This window comes from Myroides odoratimimus (assembly GCF_001485415.1).
In the GTDB taxonomy this organism is placed as follows: domain Bacteria; phylum Bacteroidota; class Bacteroidia; order Flavobacteriales; family Flavobacteriaceae; genus Flavobacterium; species Flavobacterium odoratimimum.
In genome coordinates this window covers 250,464-271,510 of sequence record NZ_BCMQ01000005.1, presented here as the reverse complement: position 1 = coordinate 271,510, position 21,047 = coordinate 250,464, and the positions used below count along the sequence as shown (strand labels likewise).

At 33.9% G+C, this 21,047-nt stretch carries 10 protein-coding genes; 1 reads left to right on the top strand and 9 read right to left on the bottom strand.

Annotation, left to right across the window (positions count from 1 at the left end; all coding sequences use genetic code 11):
- Positions 1-50 precede the first annotated feature (50 nt).
- From MODO_RS07195 to MODO_RS07155, 9 genes are all read right to left on the bottom strand, one after another.
- Positions 51-1,721, bottom strand: a complete 1,671-nt coding sequence (locus MODO_RS07195) for a SusD/RagB family nutrient-binding outer membrane lipoprotein (protein ID WP_039851946.1) — start codon at positions 1,719-1,721, stop codon at positions 51-53.
- 8 nt (positions 1,722-1,729) lie between these two features.
- Positions 1,730-4,849 (bottom strand): SusC/RagA family TonB-linked outer membrane protein, encoded by a 3,120-nt coding sequence (locus MODO_RS07190; RefSeq protein WP_006259618.1) that lies wholly within the window; start codon positions 4,847-4,849, stop codon positions 1,730-1,732.
- Positions 4,850-5,117: 268 nt separating this feature from the next.
- The gene (locus MODO_RS07185; RefSeq protein WP_006259619.1) at positions 5,118-6,584 is read right to left on the bottom strand and encodes a RagB/SusD family nutrient uptake outer membrane protein; all 1,467 of its coding nucleotides are present in this window, start codon (positions 6,582-6,584) and stop codon (positions 5,118-5,120) included.
- A 5-nt stretch (positions 6,585-6,589) separates the two neighbouring features.
- Positions 6,590-9,649 (bottom strand): SusC/RagA family TonB-linked outer membrane protein, encoded by a 3,060-nt coding sequence (locus MODO_RS07180; protein WP_006259620.1) that lies wholly within the window; start codon positions 9,647-9,649, stop codon positions 6,590-6,592.
- A gap of 169 nt (positions 9,650-9,818) precedes the next feature.
- The gene (locus MODO_RS07175) at positions 9,819-11,321 is read right to left on the bottom strand and encodes a RagB/SusD family nutrient uptake outer membrane protein (RefSeq protein ID WP_006259621.1); all 1,503 of its coding nucleotides are present in this window, start codon (positions 11,319-11,321) and stop codon (positions 9,819-9,821) included.
- Between the two features lie 17 nt (positions 11,322-11,338).
- Positions 11,339-14,542, bottom strand: coding sequence for a SusC/RagA family TonB-linked outer membrane protein (locus tag MODO_RS07170; RefSeq protein WP_006259622.1), 3,204 nt, complete (start codon positions 14,540-14,542; stop codon positions 11,339-11,341).
- A 284-nt stretch (positions 14,543-14,826) separates the two neighbouring features.
- Entirely contained in the window at positions 14,827-15,303 is a 477-nt protein-coding gene (locus tag MODO_RS07165; protein WP_230486182.1) for a sugar-binding protein, read from the bottom strand.
- Between the two features lie 80 nt (positions 15,304-15,383).
- Complete coding sequence (locus tag MODO_RS07160; protein WP_006259624.1) at positions 15,384-16,802, bottom strand: RagB/SusD family nutrient uptake outer membrane protein; 1,419 nt, start codon at positions 16,800-16,802, stop codon at positions 15,384-15,386.
- Positions 16,803-16,808: 6 nt separating this feature from the next.
- A complete protein-coding gene (locus MODO_RS07155) occupies positions 16,809-19,868 on the bottom strand; it encodes a SusC/RagA family TonB-linked outer membrane protein (RefSeq protein ID WP_006259625.1) in 3,060 nt (1,019 codons plus the stop codon).
- 407 nt (positions 19,869-20,275) lie between these two features.
- On the opposite strand from MODO_RS07155, the gene rnhB reads away from it, so the two are divergent.
- On the top strand, positions 20,276-20,875 hold the full coding sequence (gene rnhB / locus MODO_RS07150) for a ribonuclease HII (RefSeq protein WP_006259626.1): 600 nt from the start codon (positions 20,276-20,278) through the stop codon (positions 20,873-20,875).
- Positions 20,876-21,047: the final 172 nt, after the last annotated feature.

Sequence of the window (21,047 nt, the reverse complement as noted above, 5' to 3'; positions counted from 1 at the left end):
TAAAAAAAGCCATCCGAAGATGGCTTTCTATTTTATACTTAATAAGCTAATTATTTCTTAGCCCAGATAAGTTTTGTATCCATTTTGTCACCACCCATACGAGCAGCTGCAGCATCTTTATTTGCCTTATTTACAAGTTCCATATCAGAAGGATATGTAATTCTTTCAGGTAAATCTTTCAGATCTACTTTTGGCACAAATGTATACTGAGTTTCTCCATTTGGTCCAGGTGCAACAAGTTCTCTTGTTTCACCTGGTAAAAGGAATGTTTTAGGGAATTTAGTTCTTCTGTATTCAGACCATGCTTCATAAGGCTGCATATAAAGAGCAATATACTTTTGTGTCATAACGTTCTCTTCATTTGCCGCTGGCACACTTTTCAGATACTTATCAATCTCTGTCTGATCGATTCCCCAACTAAGCATAGATGCTCTAATTCCATTTTTATAATTAGTATCATTCCATTTATTTACTTCTGATAGAATAAACTCTACTTCTGAATACTCCATTAGCACCTCTACCTTATCGGCTTTATAAATAGCACCACCAAATTGAGATACACTTCCTATCTGTGAGCCAGTAAAAGCACCTTCAATCCCTATAGGCAATCCAACATAAAATTCAACAGGGCGATCTATATAGTTCATTCCTTCAATACTAGGAATATCATCAGTTGCTCTAAAACGCACAGTAACCTCTTCCATTTTTACTGAACCATCATCTTGCTTCACAGGTAGATATTGTGTCTTAGGAGCCACCATTTTAAATAAACGCGGATCCACAATACCTTTAAAAGGATTCTTTTTACCTGTCATTTTTTCCTCTCCTTTTAATAGCTCAACAAACGTATTTGTAGGAGCGAAGTCATTACGATTATCTATAAAAGCTCCTCTATAAAAAGGTGCTGGATTAACTTTATCATTCTGAAACTTTAATCCAACTGTATCGTCATTAGACTGCATAACACCTCCCTTAACAGCATCATCAATATGTGCCTGAGCTTCAGGAATAACACTTTTAACACGATTTGCAATTTTCAATCTAAGTGAATTTGCAAATCTTTGCATCTTAAGAGGACTTTGAAAAAGAAAATCTCCAGCATTAAAAATCTTTGCATCCAATTCTATACTTTCTGCTGCTTCCTTCAATTCCTTCAACATATCTTTATAAATTTTCTCCTGAGGAGCAAATTTAGGTGTTGGTTTTGCATTTGCAGTACCCACAGTCATTGCTTCAAAATCAGGATCATCACTACCATATGAATAATAAGGTATATCACCATACGTCTCTAAAGCTTGTAACTGAGCATATACGATCATTATACGAGCCGCAGATAGCATATTTCCAGGATGTCCATAAGTTTGAACTTTTATCTGATTATTCTCATTAGTAACAATATCTATTATTTCTTTATAGTTTTTTGCTGCTAAAAAAATATTCGTGTATAAACTATTATTCACTCCTGTACGGAATAAATATAAATCCTCATCAGTATAATTTCTTTGAGCTGAATACTGAACCCAAGGTAACGACATACGCCCTGAAGGGAATACCCCTCGTGTATTAGTCATTAAATCTTTATTCGCTTTATTAAACAACCCTCCCGTTGGTACCTCCAAAGGTTTATTAGGGTTAACATTGATATCTTCTAAGTCTTTATCACAGCTCACAAAAGCTATAACGCAAGCTAAAAGAGATATCTTATACATATATTTTTTCATGTGAGTTTCTAGAATTTAAATTTAACATTCATACCATAAGTTCTTGTAGAAGGCAATGAAGCCCCTTCAATAGCTTGAATATTTCCACTTCCGTAAGAAGCCATTTCTGGATCCATTCCTTTCCAGTCTAAGTTCCATGTAAACAAGTTACGCCCATAAGCTGAGATAGTAATCCCTTTGAAAGGTCCTATCCATTTAGTAGGCAAATCATATCCTAAAGAAATCTCGCGTAATTTTATATAATCAGAGTTAAAAACGTTTTGTGCATCAACACCGCCATAGTGGCTTTGTGCCCACTTCTGCCCAGAAACTACTTTATCATTTTTAGTCCCATCTTCTTTAACCCCATCAAGAATAATTCCATTTTCACGTACACCATTTTCTGCAGACTTGTCTAACATACCAGTATACATACCAAACATATGTGAAGTAGAGAAGTATTTACCTCCTTTTTGCATATCGATTAACACGCCTAAGCTAAAGTTTTTATACTTAAAACTATTTCTAAGTCCCATATTATAGTCTGGTAAATAAGAACCTAATGCCTGAATACCTGTTTTTTGATACAGACCATCTGCACCTACAACTTTATTTCCATGATCATCATAGACAAAATCAGTTCCATAAATTTGACCATAAGTTTCTCCCACTTGTCCTTGTAATGAAACTTGGAATGGAGCACGTGTGATTTCTACAGATTTAACACCATCCGCTAAACGAGTCAACTCATTTTTATTCTTAGAGAAGTTCCAAGTAATATCCCATGAGAAGTCATCAGTACGTACAGGCGCTAAATTCACTGTAGCTTCAATACCTTTGTTTTTCATATCTCCAGCATTCTGCCATTGATAAGCAAATCCACTAGCTGCATCATACTGAACACGAGTAATCAAATCCTTTGTGTCAATTTGATAATATGAAACCTCAAACCCTACTCTATTATTTAAGAAACCAGCTTCTAATCCAATTTCTTTAGTAGTCATCATCTCTGGTTTTAAATCAGGATTATTTGCAGTTGCACTTAATGAATAAGTAGGACTTCCGTTAAATGGTCCATCTAAATTATAATAATCTGCTGTTCTATAAGCTTCTGTATCATTTCCAACTTGCGCCCATCCTAAACGAACTTTACCAAATGATAACCAGTCAACTTCTGGCAATAATTGTGAGAAAATAAATGTTCCTGTTACAGAAGGATACGTAACTGATTTTTTAACAGTTGAAAACCAATCCGTACGCATAGTTCCCTCTAAGAATAAAAATTCCTTATAATTCAAACTAACAGACCCAAAAACACTATTCGTTCTTGAATGAAATTTCTCATTACTTGCTTTCGCATCAGAAACACTATTACTTAAGTTATAAAGATTAGGTAAGTCTAACCCACCAACAGTAGTACCATAAACATAGTCTCTGCGCTTTTCACTTCTATTAACACCTACAAAAGCGTTAAGTCCAAAATCTCCAAAGTGATCATCATAATGCACACGCCCTTCGTAATTGTACTCTGACACATCACGTTTCATAATACTATACTTAGACGTAGCTTGGGATCCTTTAGCAACACGCTCCTCCACTGTAAAACTATAACGATCACCATATACAGTACCTACAGCATAAATTTTATCTGTAATATTATATGTTAACTTCACATTCCCATACATTCTATTACGAACATCTTGAGATGTATTTTCATTAACAACCCAATAAGGATTATCAGAATAAGCAGGAGTACCATCATCCCAAGCATTTCTATTCCAAGAACGTTGATCTCCATTAGCAAGTTTATAATCTTTTAATTTCTTAAAATCAACTTGACGTTGTCCCCATTGAAAGAACTTTTGTGCAACAGAATTATCACCATATCCTACCTCAGGGCGATTAAATCCTTTTGTATAAACGTAATTAAAGTTAGTCTCTGCCTTTAATTTATCTGTCAACTGCGTAGAAGCATTAACCGAAAAATTGTTACGTTGCAATTTAGAGTTTGGAACTACTCCTTCTGTAACATTGTTACTAAAAGACATCCTTACATTACTCTCTTTAAACGATTTTCCAACAGAAACAGATTGACTATGTGTAATTCCAGTATCGAAGAATGATTTAACGTCATTTTTAGCTTTTTGCCAAGGCACTTCTTTCATATAATCATCAGCAAACTCAGGATCGAACGCATACCATGGTAAATATGGTGTACCATCAAATTTAGGTCCCCAACTTTCATCTACTTTATACTCCGCAATGTTATACGTTTTACCACCTATAACAGCAGTAGGTAATTTACTAGCAGACCCCCCTCCATACAAGGTCTGAAGTTTCGGCATAATATTAATGCTCTCAAAACTCAATCCAGTATTAAACTCGATATCAGTACGTCCATTTTTAGCAGACTTAGTAGTATATATAATTACACCATTACCTCCTCTATTACCATAAAGTGCAGAAGCAGGCCCTCCTTTTAATACTGTTACAGATTCAATATCATCTGGATTAATGTCGGCAGAAGTATCTCCGTAATCACGACCTCCAGCTCCACGTTGCATATTGCTATCAGCAAAGTTACTATTATCCAATGGCACTCCATCCACAACAATTAACGGTTGATTATTCCCCGTAACAGACTTCACTCCACGCAATACGATACGCGCAGAACCACCCATAGAAGAAGGAGAAGTCACTTGAAGACCAGCAACATTTCCTGAAAGTGCATTAACAGCATTTGTCTGACCTGATCCAGATAAGTTATCACCTTTAACTTCTTGTGAAGAATAACCTAACTTTTTCTTGTCACGCTTAATACCTAAAGCTGTTACTACCACTTCGTCAAGCATTTCTTCATCGCTCGCCATAGTCACATTGTAAACAGCTTCACCACCTACAGTGTGTTTAATGTCTTTCATTCCTACAAAAGAGAAAATAATTACATCTCCCTTTTTAACTTTTAATGAATACTTTCCGTCAAGGTCAGTCTGAGTACCTTCTGAAGTACCAGAAATCGTAACGGAAACACCTGGAAGAGGAAGCCCACCTTCGCTTACAATCCCATTAAAAGTCTTTTCCTGAGCAAAACCTACTTGCACCAAAAAAGCAAGAGACCCTACTAAGATCCATTTAAACTTTGATTTCATTTTAATTATTGATTAGTTAGTATCACAAATCTAACAAAAGATTTTAAACATGTTAAGTTTTCTTTAATTATTTTTAAATAAAAAAATTACAACCTACATTATTAAATCATCCAAACTTGTGTTTTTTATCAAAAAAAAACAACAAAAAGAAAACATAATCCAAAAACAAATAAACATTAAATTAAAAACAAAAACATTTTTAACATTAAAACAAAAAGGCTACTATCTAACATAGTAACCTTTTCTTTTAAACAAGACTCTTAATCTTCTATTTATAAGCCTGATTCTGTTCTACCTTACTAACATTTATCTCTGATTGTGGTATAGGAAAAACTGTCAGCTTATCACCAAACTGAATTGTTTTTACTGGAATATCAGGATTTTCTGACAATTTTGGATTATTAACTTTAGTTTCCCAACGCATAATATCTTCATAAGCGAACCCTTCAAACATTAACTCTTTTACTCTCTCATCCTTATATTCAGATATAGAAAGGGTAGAATAAACTTTAGGAATTCCTCCTTCAAGCACGCGCTCTTCTACAATTTGATTGAAAAAATCTAAAGCCTTAGCCATATCTGCATTTGATGCTCCATAAAGCGCCGCTTCAACATAATTAAGCATAATTTCCTCTATACGTAACATTCTAATATTAGAACTACGACTCGTATATTTGCCAATATTTCGATACACATCATTCTTTTTTAAAGTATCAACTACAGCACTTCTAATATCATCTATGCGAACATTATTCTTTTTTGTTGGAAAGATATTTTCTTTTGTTGCTTCTATCCATACTAAATCTCCATAACCTTCTCCTGTATCAGGTTTCTTCACATAAATGTTATACAGGCTATTATTACCTTTGTTATCAGTACCACTTTGAGTTAATTCAAACAAAGAATTTGACATAATTCCATCTCCTTTATAAGCATCTAAAAAACTACTTCGAGACATTACTTTAACATTAGAACTGTTAATAGCTAACAAAGAACTCTCTATCACAATATCATATTTACTTTTATCATATTTACCAAAAAACAATGCTATTCTTGATTTAATCCCATAAGCACTCGCTAAATTTATACGATGTTTGTCGCCATTACCAAGTTTTGCATCTTTAAGCAAATCAATACCTTGATTCAAATCAGCAAAAATGGCATTCATGTTTTCTCCAACATTTGGACGTGATAATATTTCATCAATATCTTTAAAGCTTGTCTTATATGGAACACCTAAAGCATTCAAGCCTTTACCATCCACATATTGCTCTCCATACAAACGCAATAAGTCATAGTGTGCTAATGCTCTAATCACATAAGCTTGTCCTCGATAATTTTTCACTTCAGGAGAATCCTCTACTTGAGCTTCTAAAATTCTATTTGTATTAGATATTACCATATAAATTTGCTTCCAAGTATCTCTTGGATAGGCAAACGTTGGATTCAAAGAAAAAGCTGATACTACTCCAAATCGACCAGTTCTATCATCTGAGTACATATAAGACGACCTACATTCAGAAAAAGCAATAATATCTCTTCCATAATAACTTGCAGAAGTCATTCTTGCATAAGATCCATTTAAACTAGCCAACATGTCATACTTGTTTTTAATAGGATCTTTTGTGTTGTCTTTATAATTTGATTGACTAGGTTCTATGGAGCATGAATTAAGCACACCACCCGTCAAAGTTATCATTCCTACTATCAGGAAAATACTAAATTTCTTTTTCATACTATCTAGAATTTAACATTTAATGTAAATATAAAAGTTTTTAAAGGTGGTGTTGCCATCTCAATATAACCATCTGCTTTCACTTCTGGATCCCACTTTAATCTGCTATCTTTAACCCATGTTAATGGATTACGTGCTGTTAAAGATAAATTTACTGCATCTACGCCGATAAATTTAACATCTTTCTTGTTCAAACTATACCCAACAGTTAACTGCTTTAATCGTATATGATCTCCTTTATAAAGAAAACGAGTACTTGCAGAAGTATAGCTTCCTCCACCACCTTTTGTTAACTTTGGTACATCAGTAACGTCACCTGGTTTCTGCCATCTATCCAATAATTCCGTAGTTCCATTATATGTGTTTAATGTTCTTGAATTTACTCCATTAGTATAACCTGCCCAATAATCATATACACTATACCCCCCTGCAAAAGAGAATAATGCATCAATATAAGCCCCTTTATACTCTAGCCTAGTATTAACACCTCCTGTAAATTTTGGTAATGCACTTGTGTTTTGGAAGCGAATTTCAGCTTGATTATACGAAGTAGTTTTAGTTCCATCTTCTTTATACCACTGTGCCAAACCTGTTTGACTATCAACACCTGCAAACTCTCTTAGCCTCCATGTCTCTAAGGCTTTACCATTTACTGTCCCCTTAAAACTCCCCAAAACCTCTAATGGTTTGCCATCCACTATTGGCATATTAACCATTTCGTTTTTAACAGTTCCTAAATTTGCACCTATTGACCAATTAAAATTATCTTTTCTTATCACGTCAAAATTTATTTCAAACTCAAAACCACTATTTTTAAGATCCCCCATATTCATCCATTGAAATTCAAAACCTGAAGTCAATGATAAAGGTCTTCTATATAATAAATCCTTACTTTTACTTTCAAAATAAGCTACGCTACCTGAAATTCGATTATTAAACAAACCAAACTCGATACCGAAATCTACTTTAGTTTGTTTCTCCCAGCCTAATGGGCCTCCAAACTGAGTTGAAACTAAAGCCGACTCATTATTATAATATCCTGTACCTACAAGCTGCACATATCTATTTGCTTCAATTTCAGAATTCCCTGTAGTTCCATAAGACCCTCTCAGTCTAAGTAAATTAATATTCTTTATATCTTTTAGAAAGCTTTCAGAACTCAGGTTCCAAGCACCACCGATAGCATAGAAAGTCCCCCAACGATTGTCATCTGAGAACCTTGACGAACCTTCTCTACGTAAAGTAAGGTCAAGAAGATATCTATTTTCATAACTATAATTCATTAATCCTAAAAAACCTAACTGCGACCAATCAATATATTCTGCACTAGTGTGAAAATTAGCTGCTGCCGTTCCTAAACCTGTCATTCCAGGAGGTATCACTTCTCCATAACCATTTAATAGATTTGATTTATTTTTTTGGAACTCCATAATAGCACGAGTATTAAAACGGTGTCCATCTCCTAAATAAAACTTATAATTAAAAGAGTTTTGCCAAACATAATTAAAACGCTGATTTACTGCATTTTGAGCATAACCATTTACACCAACACCATCTCCATGATTAGGATTTTTATATTCTTTATAATTAGCTAAGATATAATCTAAACCCAAGGTAGATTCAAACTTTAAATCATCTATAATCTTAAATCCTAGAGAGTTGTTCGAAATAACCCTAGAAATGTCATTTTCAGTAAAATCATTTTTAACAGTATACAAAGAGTTATGAAGTCCACCAATATTAGTATTTAAACTACCATCCTCATTATAAATAGCTACCCATGGACTCATAAACATACCTGTTAAATTCGGATTAGAAAAGTATGCTCCTCCTTCTAAAATTGCATTTTGCTTAATATTAGATACATTCGCTCCGATTTTTATATCAAACCTATCTGACAGGTTGCGACTCATATTAAAAGAACCTGTTACCTTTCTAAAGTCAGTTCCTATCACCACACCATCATACTTCTCATGTCCAACACTGGCAAAATAAGTTCCTTTATCATCACCACCAGTTACACTTAACGCTACGGAACTCATAAAAGCGTGTTTATTTAATACAGCATTTCTCCAATCATTATTGACAGAACCATTGTCTACCCAATTTTTTAATTGACTTTGTGAACCTTCTCGGGTTTGAACATACCAATCATAAGTACCATCTTTTGTAAACCCATTCGCCTTTCCATCCGTATTATAAATAGCTTCTAACCAAAGTTCTTTTTTCTGTTCCCCATTCAAAAACTTAGGGCCTTTTACAGCAAAATCTTGAAAACCTACTGTAGCTTTAAAGTCAAAACTAGGTTTTCCTTTTTTCCCACGTTTAGTGGTTATCAAAATAACACCATTTCCACCTCTTGCACCATATGCAGCAGTTGCTCCAGCATCTTTTAGCACACTAATACTTTCGATATCTTCGCTATTAATACCAGATATAGACGAAATTGATGTAGAACTATTACCTACTTCAGTCTTACTACCAGAGATATCGCCACTTGTAAGAGGCACTCCATCTACTACAAATAATGGTTCATTATTAGCAGACAATGAATTACGTCCACGTATACGAATATCTTGCATAGCACCAGGTGATCCCGAAGTAGCTGCCATTTGTAATCCTGCTACACGACCTTGCAAAGCTTGATCAACAGATGCCACTGGCACACTAGAAATAACGTCTCCCTTAACTGATACTACATTACCTGTAACCTCATTTCTAGCTTTATTTTCTCCATAAGCTGTCACAATAACTTCCGCCAACTGATTATCCTCAGCCAATAAATTGACATTATACATAGTATGAGCACCCACTTCATAAGTAACTTCTTGCATACCAATAAAACTAAATACAAGCACATCTCCTTGCTTAACATTTAAAGAGTACTTACCATCCAAATCAGTTTGTATCCCATGTTGTGTTCCTTTTATAGTAACCGAAACACCAGGAAGAGGCGTTCCTCCATCACTCACTTTCCCTGTAAGTGTTTTGTTTTGTGCGTGTCCTACACTTACTGAAAGTAATAGTAAACTAGCATAAAACCAATTAAGTCTAAATTTCTTCATAAAAACATTGATTAGTTAGTATGACAAATCTAAACACAGTACTTAACATTAAATTAACATAAACAAAGAACTATAAAGTATTTGTAATAGAATTCAAATAAAAAAGCCCATCCAAAATTTGGATGGGCTTTAATACAATTCTAAAGAAAAATTAGAAATCTAATTTTAATTAATCATTATAAACAGTATTGTTTAATAATTCGGCTTGCGGAACCTTAAAAGTTAAACGATCATCATTATACTGAAATCTACCACTTGGATTGGCCAAATGATTAGAAGCATATTGGAATACTCCTTTATTTCTCTTTATAGCAGCATAAGCTTTACCTTCACCCCATAGCTCTATACGAGTTTGGAATAAAATCTCATCAATTAATGTTTTACCTGATAAATTATCAACATGTGAAGTATCATCAAGACGAATAGATAACAAATCTTTTAAAACTTGCTTAGCATTAGCTTCATTACCAAGCCTAGCATTTACTTCTGCATTTAATAAATACATTTCTTCTATTCGCATAAACACATAATCAGACTCTATGTAGCGTTGTCCATCTAAAATCTTTCCTTTTGCTGAATAAAATTTATTTGCTGCAATAACAGCTTTAGTTCCATAATCCCTAGAAGTTCCTTTATCATCAGTAACCGTATTCACAACATATTGATTCTTTCTTACATCATTTACTGGAATAGCATTATATAATTCAAATGCCATTCCTTTAGTATCTCCAAGACCGGCATAACCATAAGTAAATACATCTATTTGTCCATACCAAGAAATAAGATTCAATTTATTGTCTAGTGTCAATGTAGCTGACCACATCCAGTTTGGATTACTTACAGCTTTATTAAACCCTCCTAATAATACTTCTTTAGTAGCTAAAGGATATCCTCCTTCATTGATAATAGATTCACTTAATATGGCTGCTTCTTGTAAAGCATCAGTTGTTCCCTTAGCTGCATAGACATAAGCTAGAAATGCTTTAGCCACATAATAATTTATATTCGGTCCCTTCGTGAAATTAGCCTCCTCATATAACGATAATGATTCTTTTAAATCTGCAATCATAAGCTCAAAAACTTCTTGTGTTTGTTTTGCAGGTTTATTTGCTAATGAAGGATCTGTATAAACTGGCAATAATTTTTCATTAGCATCATATCCCTTTGTATACATCATAACCAAGTTATAATACATATATGCACGAAGAGCTTTAGACTCAGCTAATACTTTCTTTTCACTATCATTCAAACTAGTTTTTCCATTGTAACTAACAATAATATTATTAGCTCCACGAATCATATAATAATAAAAACGCCATCCTTTATAATTCGGTTGACTAGCAAAGTTTATCAAACCACTAAAATTCCCTATTTCTCTATACCAACCGTAGCCATTTTGATTTTGATTCATATCGCCACTTAGAATATCCATATATACATCATACCCCTTTTGTCCGAAATCATCATGTCCTGTAGTTCCACCTCCACCAGCACGTACGTTATAAGCATACAATCCATTTAACGTTGCTTCACCTAAATGAGGAGAGTTTTCTGAAATTTTATCTATATCTGACTTAGAGAGAGTAGAAGTACTTGATGTCTCTAAAAAATCTTTAGAACAAGCTCCTAAAAGCATACTTGCACTAAGTGCTATCATTATTTTTGTCTTCATTATCTTCAATTTAATACTTAAAATTTAACTTTAACACCTCCTGTGAATGTTGTCAATGGAGGATATTGGTACATAGAAGAAGAACCAAACTCTGAGGCTGCAGGATTAAATCCATCACGTTTTGTAAACAAGAATAAATTATCACCTGAAACAAAGAAACTTAAATCCGCTAATCCTAATTGTTTTACATATGTTTTAGGTAGTGTATAACCTAATCTGATATTATTTATCGCTAAGTAATCACTTTTAACTAAAAACCTTGTAGATGTTGAATTTACATTTGTATCAGCCTCACTAGATAATCTTGGAACATCTGTGATATCTCCTGGCTTTTGCCAGCGGTTAGCAATATCATTGTGCCAATTATTACTACCTATTTTATCATTACCCATCAATTGAGCATAAGCACTGTCATACGCATATCCTCCTAGACTATACAACATCTGAACGCTTAAATCCCATCCTTTGTACCCTGCACTTAAATTAACACCTCCTCTAAGTTTAGGTATTGCAGACTTACCAGTATGTTGTAAAGTAGCATTAGAATAAGTTGTTGTAGTTTCTTTTGTTAATTTCCCTTTCATTTCAGGATTACTTTCTAAAAAATCTACCATTGACCCTACATGCTTCTTTTTACCATCATCCCCCATATAGGTATAGGTATACCATTGAGCTTGTCCCGTTTCTGAATTAACTCCTGCCCACTCTCTCATATAGAAATCTCCTAAAGAATGTCCTTTAGCTCTTCCATAAATACCACTTACATCAAGAACCTTCTCCTTACCTGTAGATGGATCTATTGGCATTCTCTTTAATTCATTTTTTAAATACTCTCCGTTGATAGATAAATCGATATAAGCATCTTTAGTTTTTAACAAATGACCAGTAACATTGAATTCTAATCCCTTATTTAATAACTTACCGTCATTTACCGTCATTGAAGCATATCCTGCAGAAGGTCCAACAGCACGTGTAAAGATTAGATCATCAGTATTTTTTATATAATAATCAATATTTACATCTAAAAATTGTTTAAGACTGAACTCTACTCCTACCTGAAACATTTTACTTTTTTCCCAAGTCAAAAGAGGATTTCCAATACTCGTTTCATAGATTGCTAAAGCACCTCCATAACTATCTACTTGCCACATATTTTCCCCTGGATAGTAGCTACCTACAGCTTGATCACCAACAGTACCATAACTTGTTTTAAACTTTAAATAACTGAATAAGTCTTGATTTAACATAAAGTTTTCCTTTGAAGCTACCCAAGAAAGACCTACAGAAGCAAATGTTCCCCATTTATTTTCTTTAAATCTAGAAGACCCATCTCGTCTAATAGACCCAGTTAAATAATACTTATTTGCATAATCATAATTTACTTGTCCAAAATAACTTTCTAAAGTATAATCACTAATATACCCTGTAGCATTGATCGTAGTACTTGCATTATTTAATTCTGTACCATTCGGATCTGCAAGGCCACTCTTATTCATCGTATTATATCTATACTCATATGAATAATTCTCATGTGCAGCTAAAGCCTCAAGTCCGTGTTCTCCAAAAACATTTTTATACCTTAACATCTTAGTCCAGTTATAAGAAAAAACCTCACTTTTTACTTTATAAATAGACCCTTTCATCGCAACAGCTGATCCATAAAAACGGTCACTTCTTTGATTATTCGTATTATTGTAATACTGACCTCCAATAGTTGTCTCAAAGGTTAAACCATCATATAAATCAACAACAAATGATGCGTTTGCATTTATCTCATCACGAATACTTCTATTTAAGCCATAATGAACATCTCCAAGAGAGTTGGTTAATGCACCAAATCCTCTACCAGCACCATAGTCGTACTGATTCCCACCATAAATATCTTTAACATAATTTCCTTCTGAATCTCTTAAAAACAATGGATAGATTGATGGTATATTATCTGTGAACCAAAACACGCTTCCAGAATCACTAGCTTGCCCACTGTTATTACTTTGAGAATGAGTATAACCAATATTCATTTTTGCATCTAACCATTCTTTTGGCTTATGTTGCAAGTTTAATCTAGCAGTTAATCTTTCATAATCAGATTTCACTGAATATCCTTCATCTTTTAAATATCCAATAGAGCTAAAATATGATGTCTTATCACTTGATCCACCCATATTTAAATTTCCCTCTATACGTCTAGAAGACTGAAATGCATAATCATCCCATTTTTCAGGAGTGTATTTTCTCGTCACACCTGGGCGAACTTTACCAGTAGTCGGATCAATTAACTCTCCTCCATTAGCAACATTCCACATATTATAATTTGGACGAATACCATAATCAGCTAGAAATAAATTCTTATTCGCCCATAAAGTAGCATCAGCATCAGAAAAATTACCTTTAATTTTACCATAATTTTTCAATGCTTCGTAAGAATACTCTATATAGGTTTCAGGGGATTCAATCTTATCATATTTAGGTAGAGCTCTCCAGTTAACACCAGTTTTTGCTTCAACCTCTATAAAAGATTTCGAGCCTTTCCCAGTTCTTGTATTTATTATGATTACCCCGTTAGCTCCTCGAGAACCGTAAATTGCAGTTGCAGTAGCATCCTTAAGCACAGTCATTGAACCAATATCTGCTGGATTAATAGAACTAATACTACCACTATAAGGTACGCCGTCTACAATATACAATGGGCTACGGTTACCATTAACAGAACCAAAACCACGAATACGTACAGTTGGCTCTGCCCCCGGTTGTCCAGTTGGATTTATAATACGTACACCTGCAGCTTCTCCGGCCAATGCGGCTACAGCATTAGAAACACTTTTTTTCTCAATTTGAGCAGAACTAATTTGAGATGCTGAACCTGAAAATGACTCTTTAGTTGCAGTTCCATACCCCACAACTATAACCTCGTCTAGGATGTTCTCATCTGTAGATAGATTTACATTGTAAGTATTTGCATTACCTACTTTATAAGTGGTGTCTTGCATACCAATAAAACTAAAGACTAATACATCTCCTGGTTTTACATTCAAAGAATAATTACCATCCAAATCTGTTTGTGTCCCATGGTTAGTACCTTGGATTGTAACAGAAACCCCTGGAAGAGGAGTTCCTCCCTCGCTTACAACTCCCGTAAGCTTCTTGTCTTGTGCATAACCTGCGCTTACCGAAAGTAATAGCAAACTAGCATAAAACCAATTAAGTCTAGATTTCTTCATTAATAACATTGATTAGTTAGTGAAACAAATCTAACAAAATATTTGAATTATTTTACAATAATATTAAGAAACAACAGTAAAACATATTTGTAGTAAAAAATAATAGATAACTAAAACACAAAAAATAAAAACATAACTTATATAATTAACAAAAAAATAAACTTATAAATATTTTAAACTTATAAATTCATCGTAAAATACGAATAATTATATCTTAATTTTTTTCATAAAAAAAACCTATAAGAAATTCTTATAGGTTTTTTTATTTTAGATACTACATAGGATTATTTCTCTGGCTCTCTAATAATAACATAATCAAACTTAAACAATTTAGAAGTATCTTTTCCTTTAACTTCTATACTAGTAGGATACCCAAATTCATGAGAGGCAGTCGTTTTAAATGTATATATCTCTCCTGTCTTTTTATTAGTAGCTGTCTCTATATTGTTCTTAGAACTTTGAACAAAACGGATTAGATCACCACCGGGAAAATACTCAAATGTCAAATTATACTCACTGTGTACAAATGGATTATATCCTGCACCATAAGTATAGGTAAATAATTCACCTGTATCGTCCGATACTGAAGTCAGATTACCACGGTTATCATAGTCATAAGTATAAACTTTATCACTACTAGATGCCTTAACTACATTACCGCTTGAATATTCATACATAAAAGAACTCTTCTTACCTGTCAAATCATTCAAATAGTCAAATATACAGCCTATACTAACTAAATTATATTCTCTTTTATTCACAGATAGTAATAACAAATTATTTTACAACAAAAAAGGCTTTCGCATCTGCGAAAGCCTTTATATTAAACATTACTAAAAAACTAGTAACCTTTGTTTTGATCGATTTTACTATCATTGATCTCACTACGAGGTATAGGGAATGCTAACTTAGCATCACCATATTTAATTCCATCCTTAGATTGAGGCGTAGCACCTAAATTCTCTTTATTACGCATTTGATCGTCGAAACGGAATCCTTCAAATACTAATTCTTTACGTCTCTCTGCTAATACAGTTTCTAACGTTAAAGAAGTAAATTTAGCCTTAGGGTTACCTTCATATCTTTCTTCAGCCACCTTATTAACTAATTCTAAAGCTCTTGTAACATTTGATTTTGTACGAACTGCAGCCTCCGCGTAGTTATAAATTAACTCCTCATAACGCATAACCTTGATGTTAGAGCTAACAGCTGTATACTTACCAAAGTTACGGTAGTACTCAGGTGCACCTTTCACCATATTTACACCTTGCATCTCTTCAGATGAACGGATATCTGTTTTGTCTGTAAAAAGAGCTTTTAAGTTCTCTTCTATACCTACTACATCTCCATATCCTAAATAAGAATAGATATATGATAATCCATTAATACCTTGATTATTGATATTATCTTGTGCTAATTCTAATATAGAGTTACTTTGTGGTTCTTCAGCTCTAAATGAAGCAACATATGCACTTCTTTGAACAACAGCACCACCTAAACTCAATGCTTTCTCAGCACTTTCCATTGCAATGTTATAATCTGCACTATCAAATGCTCCAAAAAACAATGCCACTCTTGATTTCACACCATTAATTGATTGTGCATTGAAACGTGTTTTCTTAGTTTCAATCTTGTTCACTAAAGTCAAAGCCTCATCTAAATCTCTATAAATAAGATCTCTAACTTCTCTAACAGAAAGTCTTTTGTAATTTTTAGCATCTAATTCACCAAACTGCGTAATATAAGGTACTCCTAATCCTGCTAATCCTGCATTGTCAACATTTTGTTGTCCAAATAAACGCAATAGATCAAAATGAGCTAATGCTCTTATTGCTAAAGCTTCAGCTTTTCCTTGATTAATATCAGTTTTATCACCTATTGTAATATTAGAACCTATAGCTAAGTTAGCAGAACTAATTACCTCATAAATCTTCTTCCATGTATCTGATGGAAAAGCATGAGTAGGAGTCAAAGTAAAACTAGATACATTTTGAAAACGGTTAGAAAAACCAGCCGCCGCATATGCATTATCTCCACGTACTTCACTGAAGATAACCATATCACGTCCGTAGTAATTATAATTTACCATTCTATAATACGCCCCAGATACTGCCGCTCTTAAGTCAGTAGCAGATACTAGTGGCTTAGATTCGATATCTCGAGCACCTTCTAATGTAGCGTCTAATCTATCATCTGAACAACTAGTCATTCCAGCAGATAAAAGAACTACAGATAATATTGAAAATATAATTTTTTTCATAACTTTTTAAAACTTAACATTTACAGAGAATACTACTGATTTTACAGGCGGAGTAGCTACACTAACGTAACCTGAAGGGTCAACCTCTGGATCATATTTTAATCCTTTGTCTTTAACCCATGTCCATAAGTTCGTTCCAATAACTGAGAAACTTAAACCATCAACTTTCAAAGCTCTTGTAAATTCAGAATTGAAATTATATCCTAAAGTAACATTACGCAATCTAATATAATCTCCATCGTGTAAGAATCTAGTAGATGGACTTGTGAAACTCTTGTTACCTCCAGTAGCAGTGTACTCTACGATTGGCACGTTAGTAATATCACCTGGCTTTTGCCATCTATCTAACATCTCTACAGAAGCATTTGAAGAAACTAAAGCACTTGTAGTACCAGCTGTTTTAAATGCATACTGCTCATATACTTTATGTCCTCCAGCGAAAGTAAACATACCATCTAAGAAGAATCCTTTATAATCTACGTGTAAGTTAGCACCTCCAGTATATTTTGGTAAAGCACTCGCTCCTTGGAATCTATGTTCTGCTTTAGAATAATCAGAAGTAGCATTACCGTCTTTATCAAACCACATAGGTTGTCCTGTAGCAGGATCAACTCCAGCCCATGTTGGCATATACCACTCACCTACTTCATGTCCAGCTACATCAGCATTATAAGATTTATAAACCTCCAACTCTTTTCCATCAACAACAGGCATCTCAGTAATTCTATTACGAACTGTACCAAAGTTAAAACCAACAGAAACATTAAAATCATCAGATCTAACAACTTCCCCATTGAACTCTACTTCAATACCACGGTTATTCATAGCTCCCATATTCATCATTTGGCTAGTGAAACCAGACATTTTAGAAAGAGATCTATTGTATAGTAAGTCACTTGTTTTACTGTCAAAATAAGCAGCTCCTAATGTAATACGCTCATTAAATAACCCTAAAGTAAAACCAAAGTCCATTTTTTGTTGTTTCTCCCATCCAATTGGTCCTCCAATCTGAGTTGGAATAAGTGCTGCCTCTCCATCATAAGATACGATATCAGCACGACGTACATATTGATTAGGATTAATCTGAGAGTTACCATTCGTACCATAAGATCCTCTAAGACGTAATGTCGAAATAGTTTGTTGATTTTGCATCCACTCTTCCATATGCATATTCCATGCACCACCAACTGAATAGAAGTAACCTATTCTATCTGTAAATTTAGAAGAACCTTCGCGTCTTCCTGTTACATCTACTAAGAATCTATTTTGATAGTTATAGTTTAAGATACCTACATATCCTAAGTTAGAATCATCTAAGAAATCATATCCAGCATCTCTATTAGCAGCCGCAGCAGCTAAAGAATTGAATCCATCTAAGATGATTTGTCCCGTTCCTTGTAAGAAGCTACGTTTAGATTTTTGATATTCTACTAATACTTTAGCATCGAACTTATGGTTCTCTCCTAAATAGAATCTATAGTCTAATCCGTTTTGAGCTACATAACTAAAGTTTCTTCTAACATATTTAGCAGCAGTACCATCATAAGTTCTACCATCACCATGAATAGGGTTTCTATACTCAGAATAATCTGCTAATGTATAATCAATACCCATAGAAGAAGTAAACTTCAAGTTATCAGTAATAGCATAACTAATAGAATTAGAATTAATTACACGAGTAACATCATTCAAATTTTGATTATGCTTTGTAGTATATACAACATTGTGATATCCTGATGGTGGTAGATAGTAACTACCATCTTCGTTATACAATGGGTTCCATGGATTCATAACTAACTTAATATAGTTAGGATTCGAGAAATATGATCCCCCTTCAGAAATACCATTTTGTTTAGTATTTGTAACTTTAATACTAGTATTAAATTCGATTTTATCACTTAATTTTTGCATAAAGCTTAAAGAAGCTCCGATACGTCTAAAATCAGATCCGATAACAGTACTCTCCATTTTGTCATGTGACATAGATGCGTAGAAATTGTTACGCTCACCACCACCTGTAGCAGAAAAGTTGATACTAGTTAAAGGTGCATCTGCATTCTTAACATATTCACCCCAATCATTATCAGGACGGCCTGCAGCAATCCAATTACTGTAACCACCTGCATTAGCATGTTTAGGTTGTGTTAATGCCCAAGCTCCAGCTTCTGCACGAGTGAACCCATTTGCAGCACCAAAAGTATTATATAACCCATCTAAATAAAGCTCTTCTTTCTGATTAGATGATAATAATTTAGGTCCTCTAACAGCGTTATTTTGGAATCCTACACGCGCACTTAAATTATATTTAGTAGCTCCTGATTTACCTCTTTTAGTAGTAATCAAGATTACCCCATTTGTACCACGAGCACCATATACTGCAGTCGCACCAGCATCTTTTAATACAGTCATAGACTCAATATCTGCTGGGTTAATTGTTGCTAATAATGATAATGATGTAGAAGGTGAGTCTGATCCTTGATTTCCTCCAGAGAAATCACCATCATACATAGGTACACCATCGATAACGTATAACGGCTCATTAGTAGCAGTCATAGAGTTACGTCCACGAATACGAATATTTTGTTTAGCTCCAGGAGAACCAGATGAAGCAGACATTTGTAAACCTGCCACACGTCCTTGTAAAGCTTGGTCAGCAGAAGCCAATGGAGTGGCTGCAACAGCATCACCTTTAATAGCTACAGCATTACCTGTTACTTCATTCTTAGTTTTAACCTGCCCATAAGCTAATACTACTACTTCTTCTAGCACAGAATCTTCCGATTCTAAAGAAACATTATAGTTATTTGCTGTAGACACTTTATATTCTTTATCGTTCATTCCGATGAAAGAATATACCAATACATCTCCAGGTTTTACCTTAAGAGAGTAGTTTCCATCTAGATCTGTTTGAGTACCCTCGTTAGTCCCCTTGATTACCACGCTTACACCTGGTAATGGAAGTCCTCCTTCTGATACTACTCCAGATAGAGTCTTTTCTTGTGCAAAAGAAGTTTGCACAGCTAGCCCTGCTACAAGAGCTAAAGTCCATCTTAACTTAGAAATCATTATTAAATTGAATTAGTTAGTTCACAAATCTAAAAAAGTAATTAGATAACCTAACTAGAATACCCATTATTAACAATACTAACCAATTGCATTCACAATATATTAATTAATATTTAAAATATTAACAATTAAAAAATACATACAATCAAATAAAACAACAATAACTAAACATCAAAACAATTGTTTTTTTAACTCAATGCTAAAAAAAACAAAACTGACTTATTTTTTTTAACACTTAAATCTTCCAATACCACTAAATACGTCTTATCAGCAAAAATAAATCACTAAAAAACTCATCGTTTTTTAACAAAACATTGAACTAAGAACTATAAAATTTATCATAAGATTCTCTCTAACTATCCAGCTAATATTATTTACATTTGCGGTAATTAAAAACGAGACTTTAGATGTTATTAAAAAATTTCTCCGAGTTTAGCTTAGAAGCTGGTACTGACGAAGCTGGTAGAGGATGCATCGCTGGCCCTGTAACGGCTGCAGCTGTAATACTCCCACTAGACTTTATCAATGAAGAAATAAACGATTCTAAAAAAATCACCTCTAAGATACGATACAAACTCCGAGATATCATAGAAGATCAGGCATTAACTTATAAAGTGACTCATCTTCACGAAGACGCAATCGAAGAACTAAACATCTTACACGCTTCTATTAAGGCTATGACTCTTTCTGTACTTGACTTAGACCCTAAACCAGAGTTTCTCATTATAGATGGAAATAAGTTCACTCCTATCCCAGATTTACCTCATCAGTGTATTGTCAAAGGAGATATGAAATACCTAAGCTTAGCAGCTGCCTCTATATTAGCAAAGACGTATCGAGATGATTATATGGATAAAATCCACGAGGAATTCCCAATGTACAATTGGAAGAAAAACAAAGGATACCCTACTAAAGAACACAGAGAAGCTATTGCAAAATATGGCCCTTGCAAGTACCATAGAATGTCTTTTAAACTTCTACCTGATCAATTAAAACTAGACTTATAATAGCCTAAATACTATAGATTACAAGCACACTTCGGTGTGCTTTTTTATTAACAACATCTCACTACAGTCTACACAATATCTCATTTAGTCCTCATAGATACCTATCATAACATAATGATAAGACACTTATCGCATAGTGATCGCATTAAAAACAGGCAAAAATATGCGACCA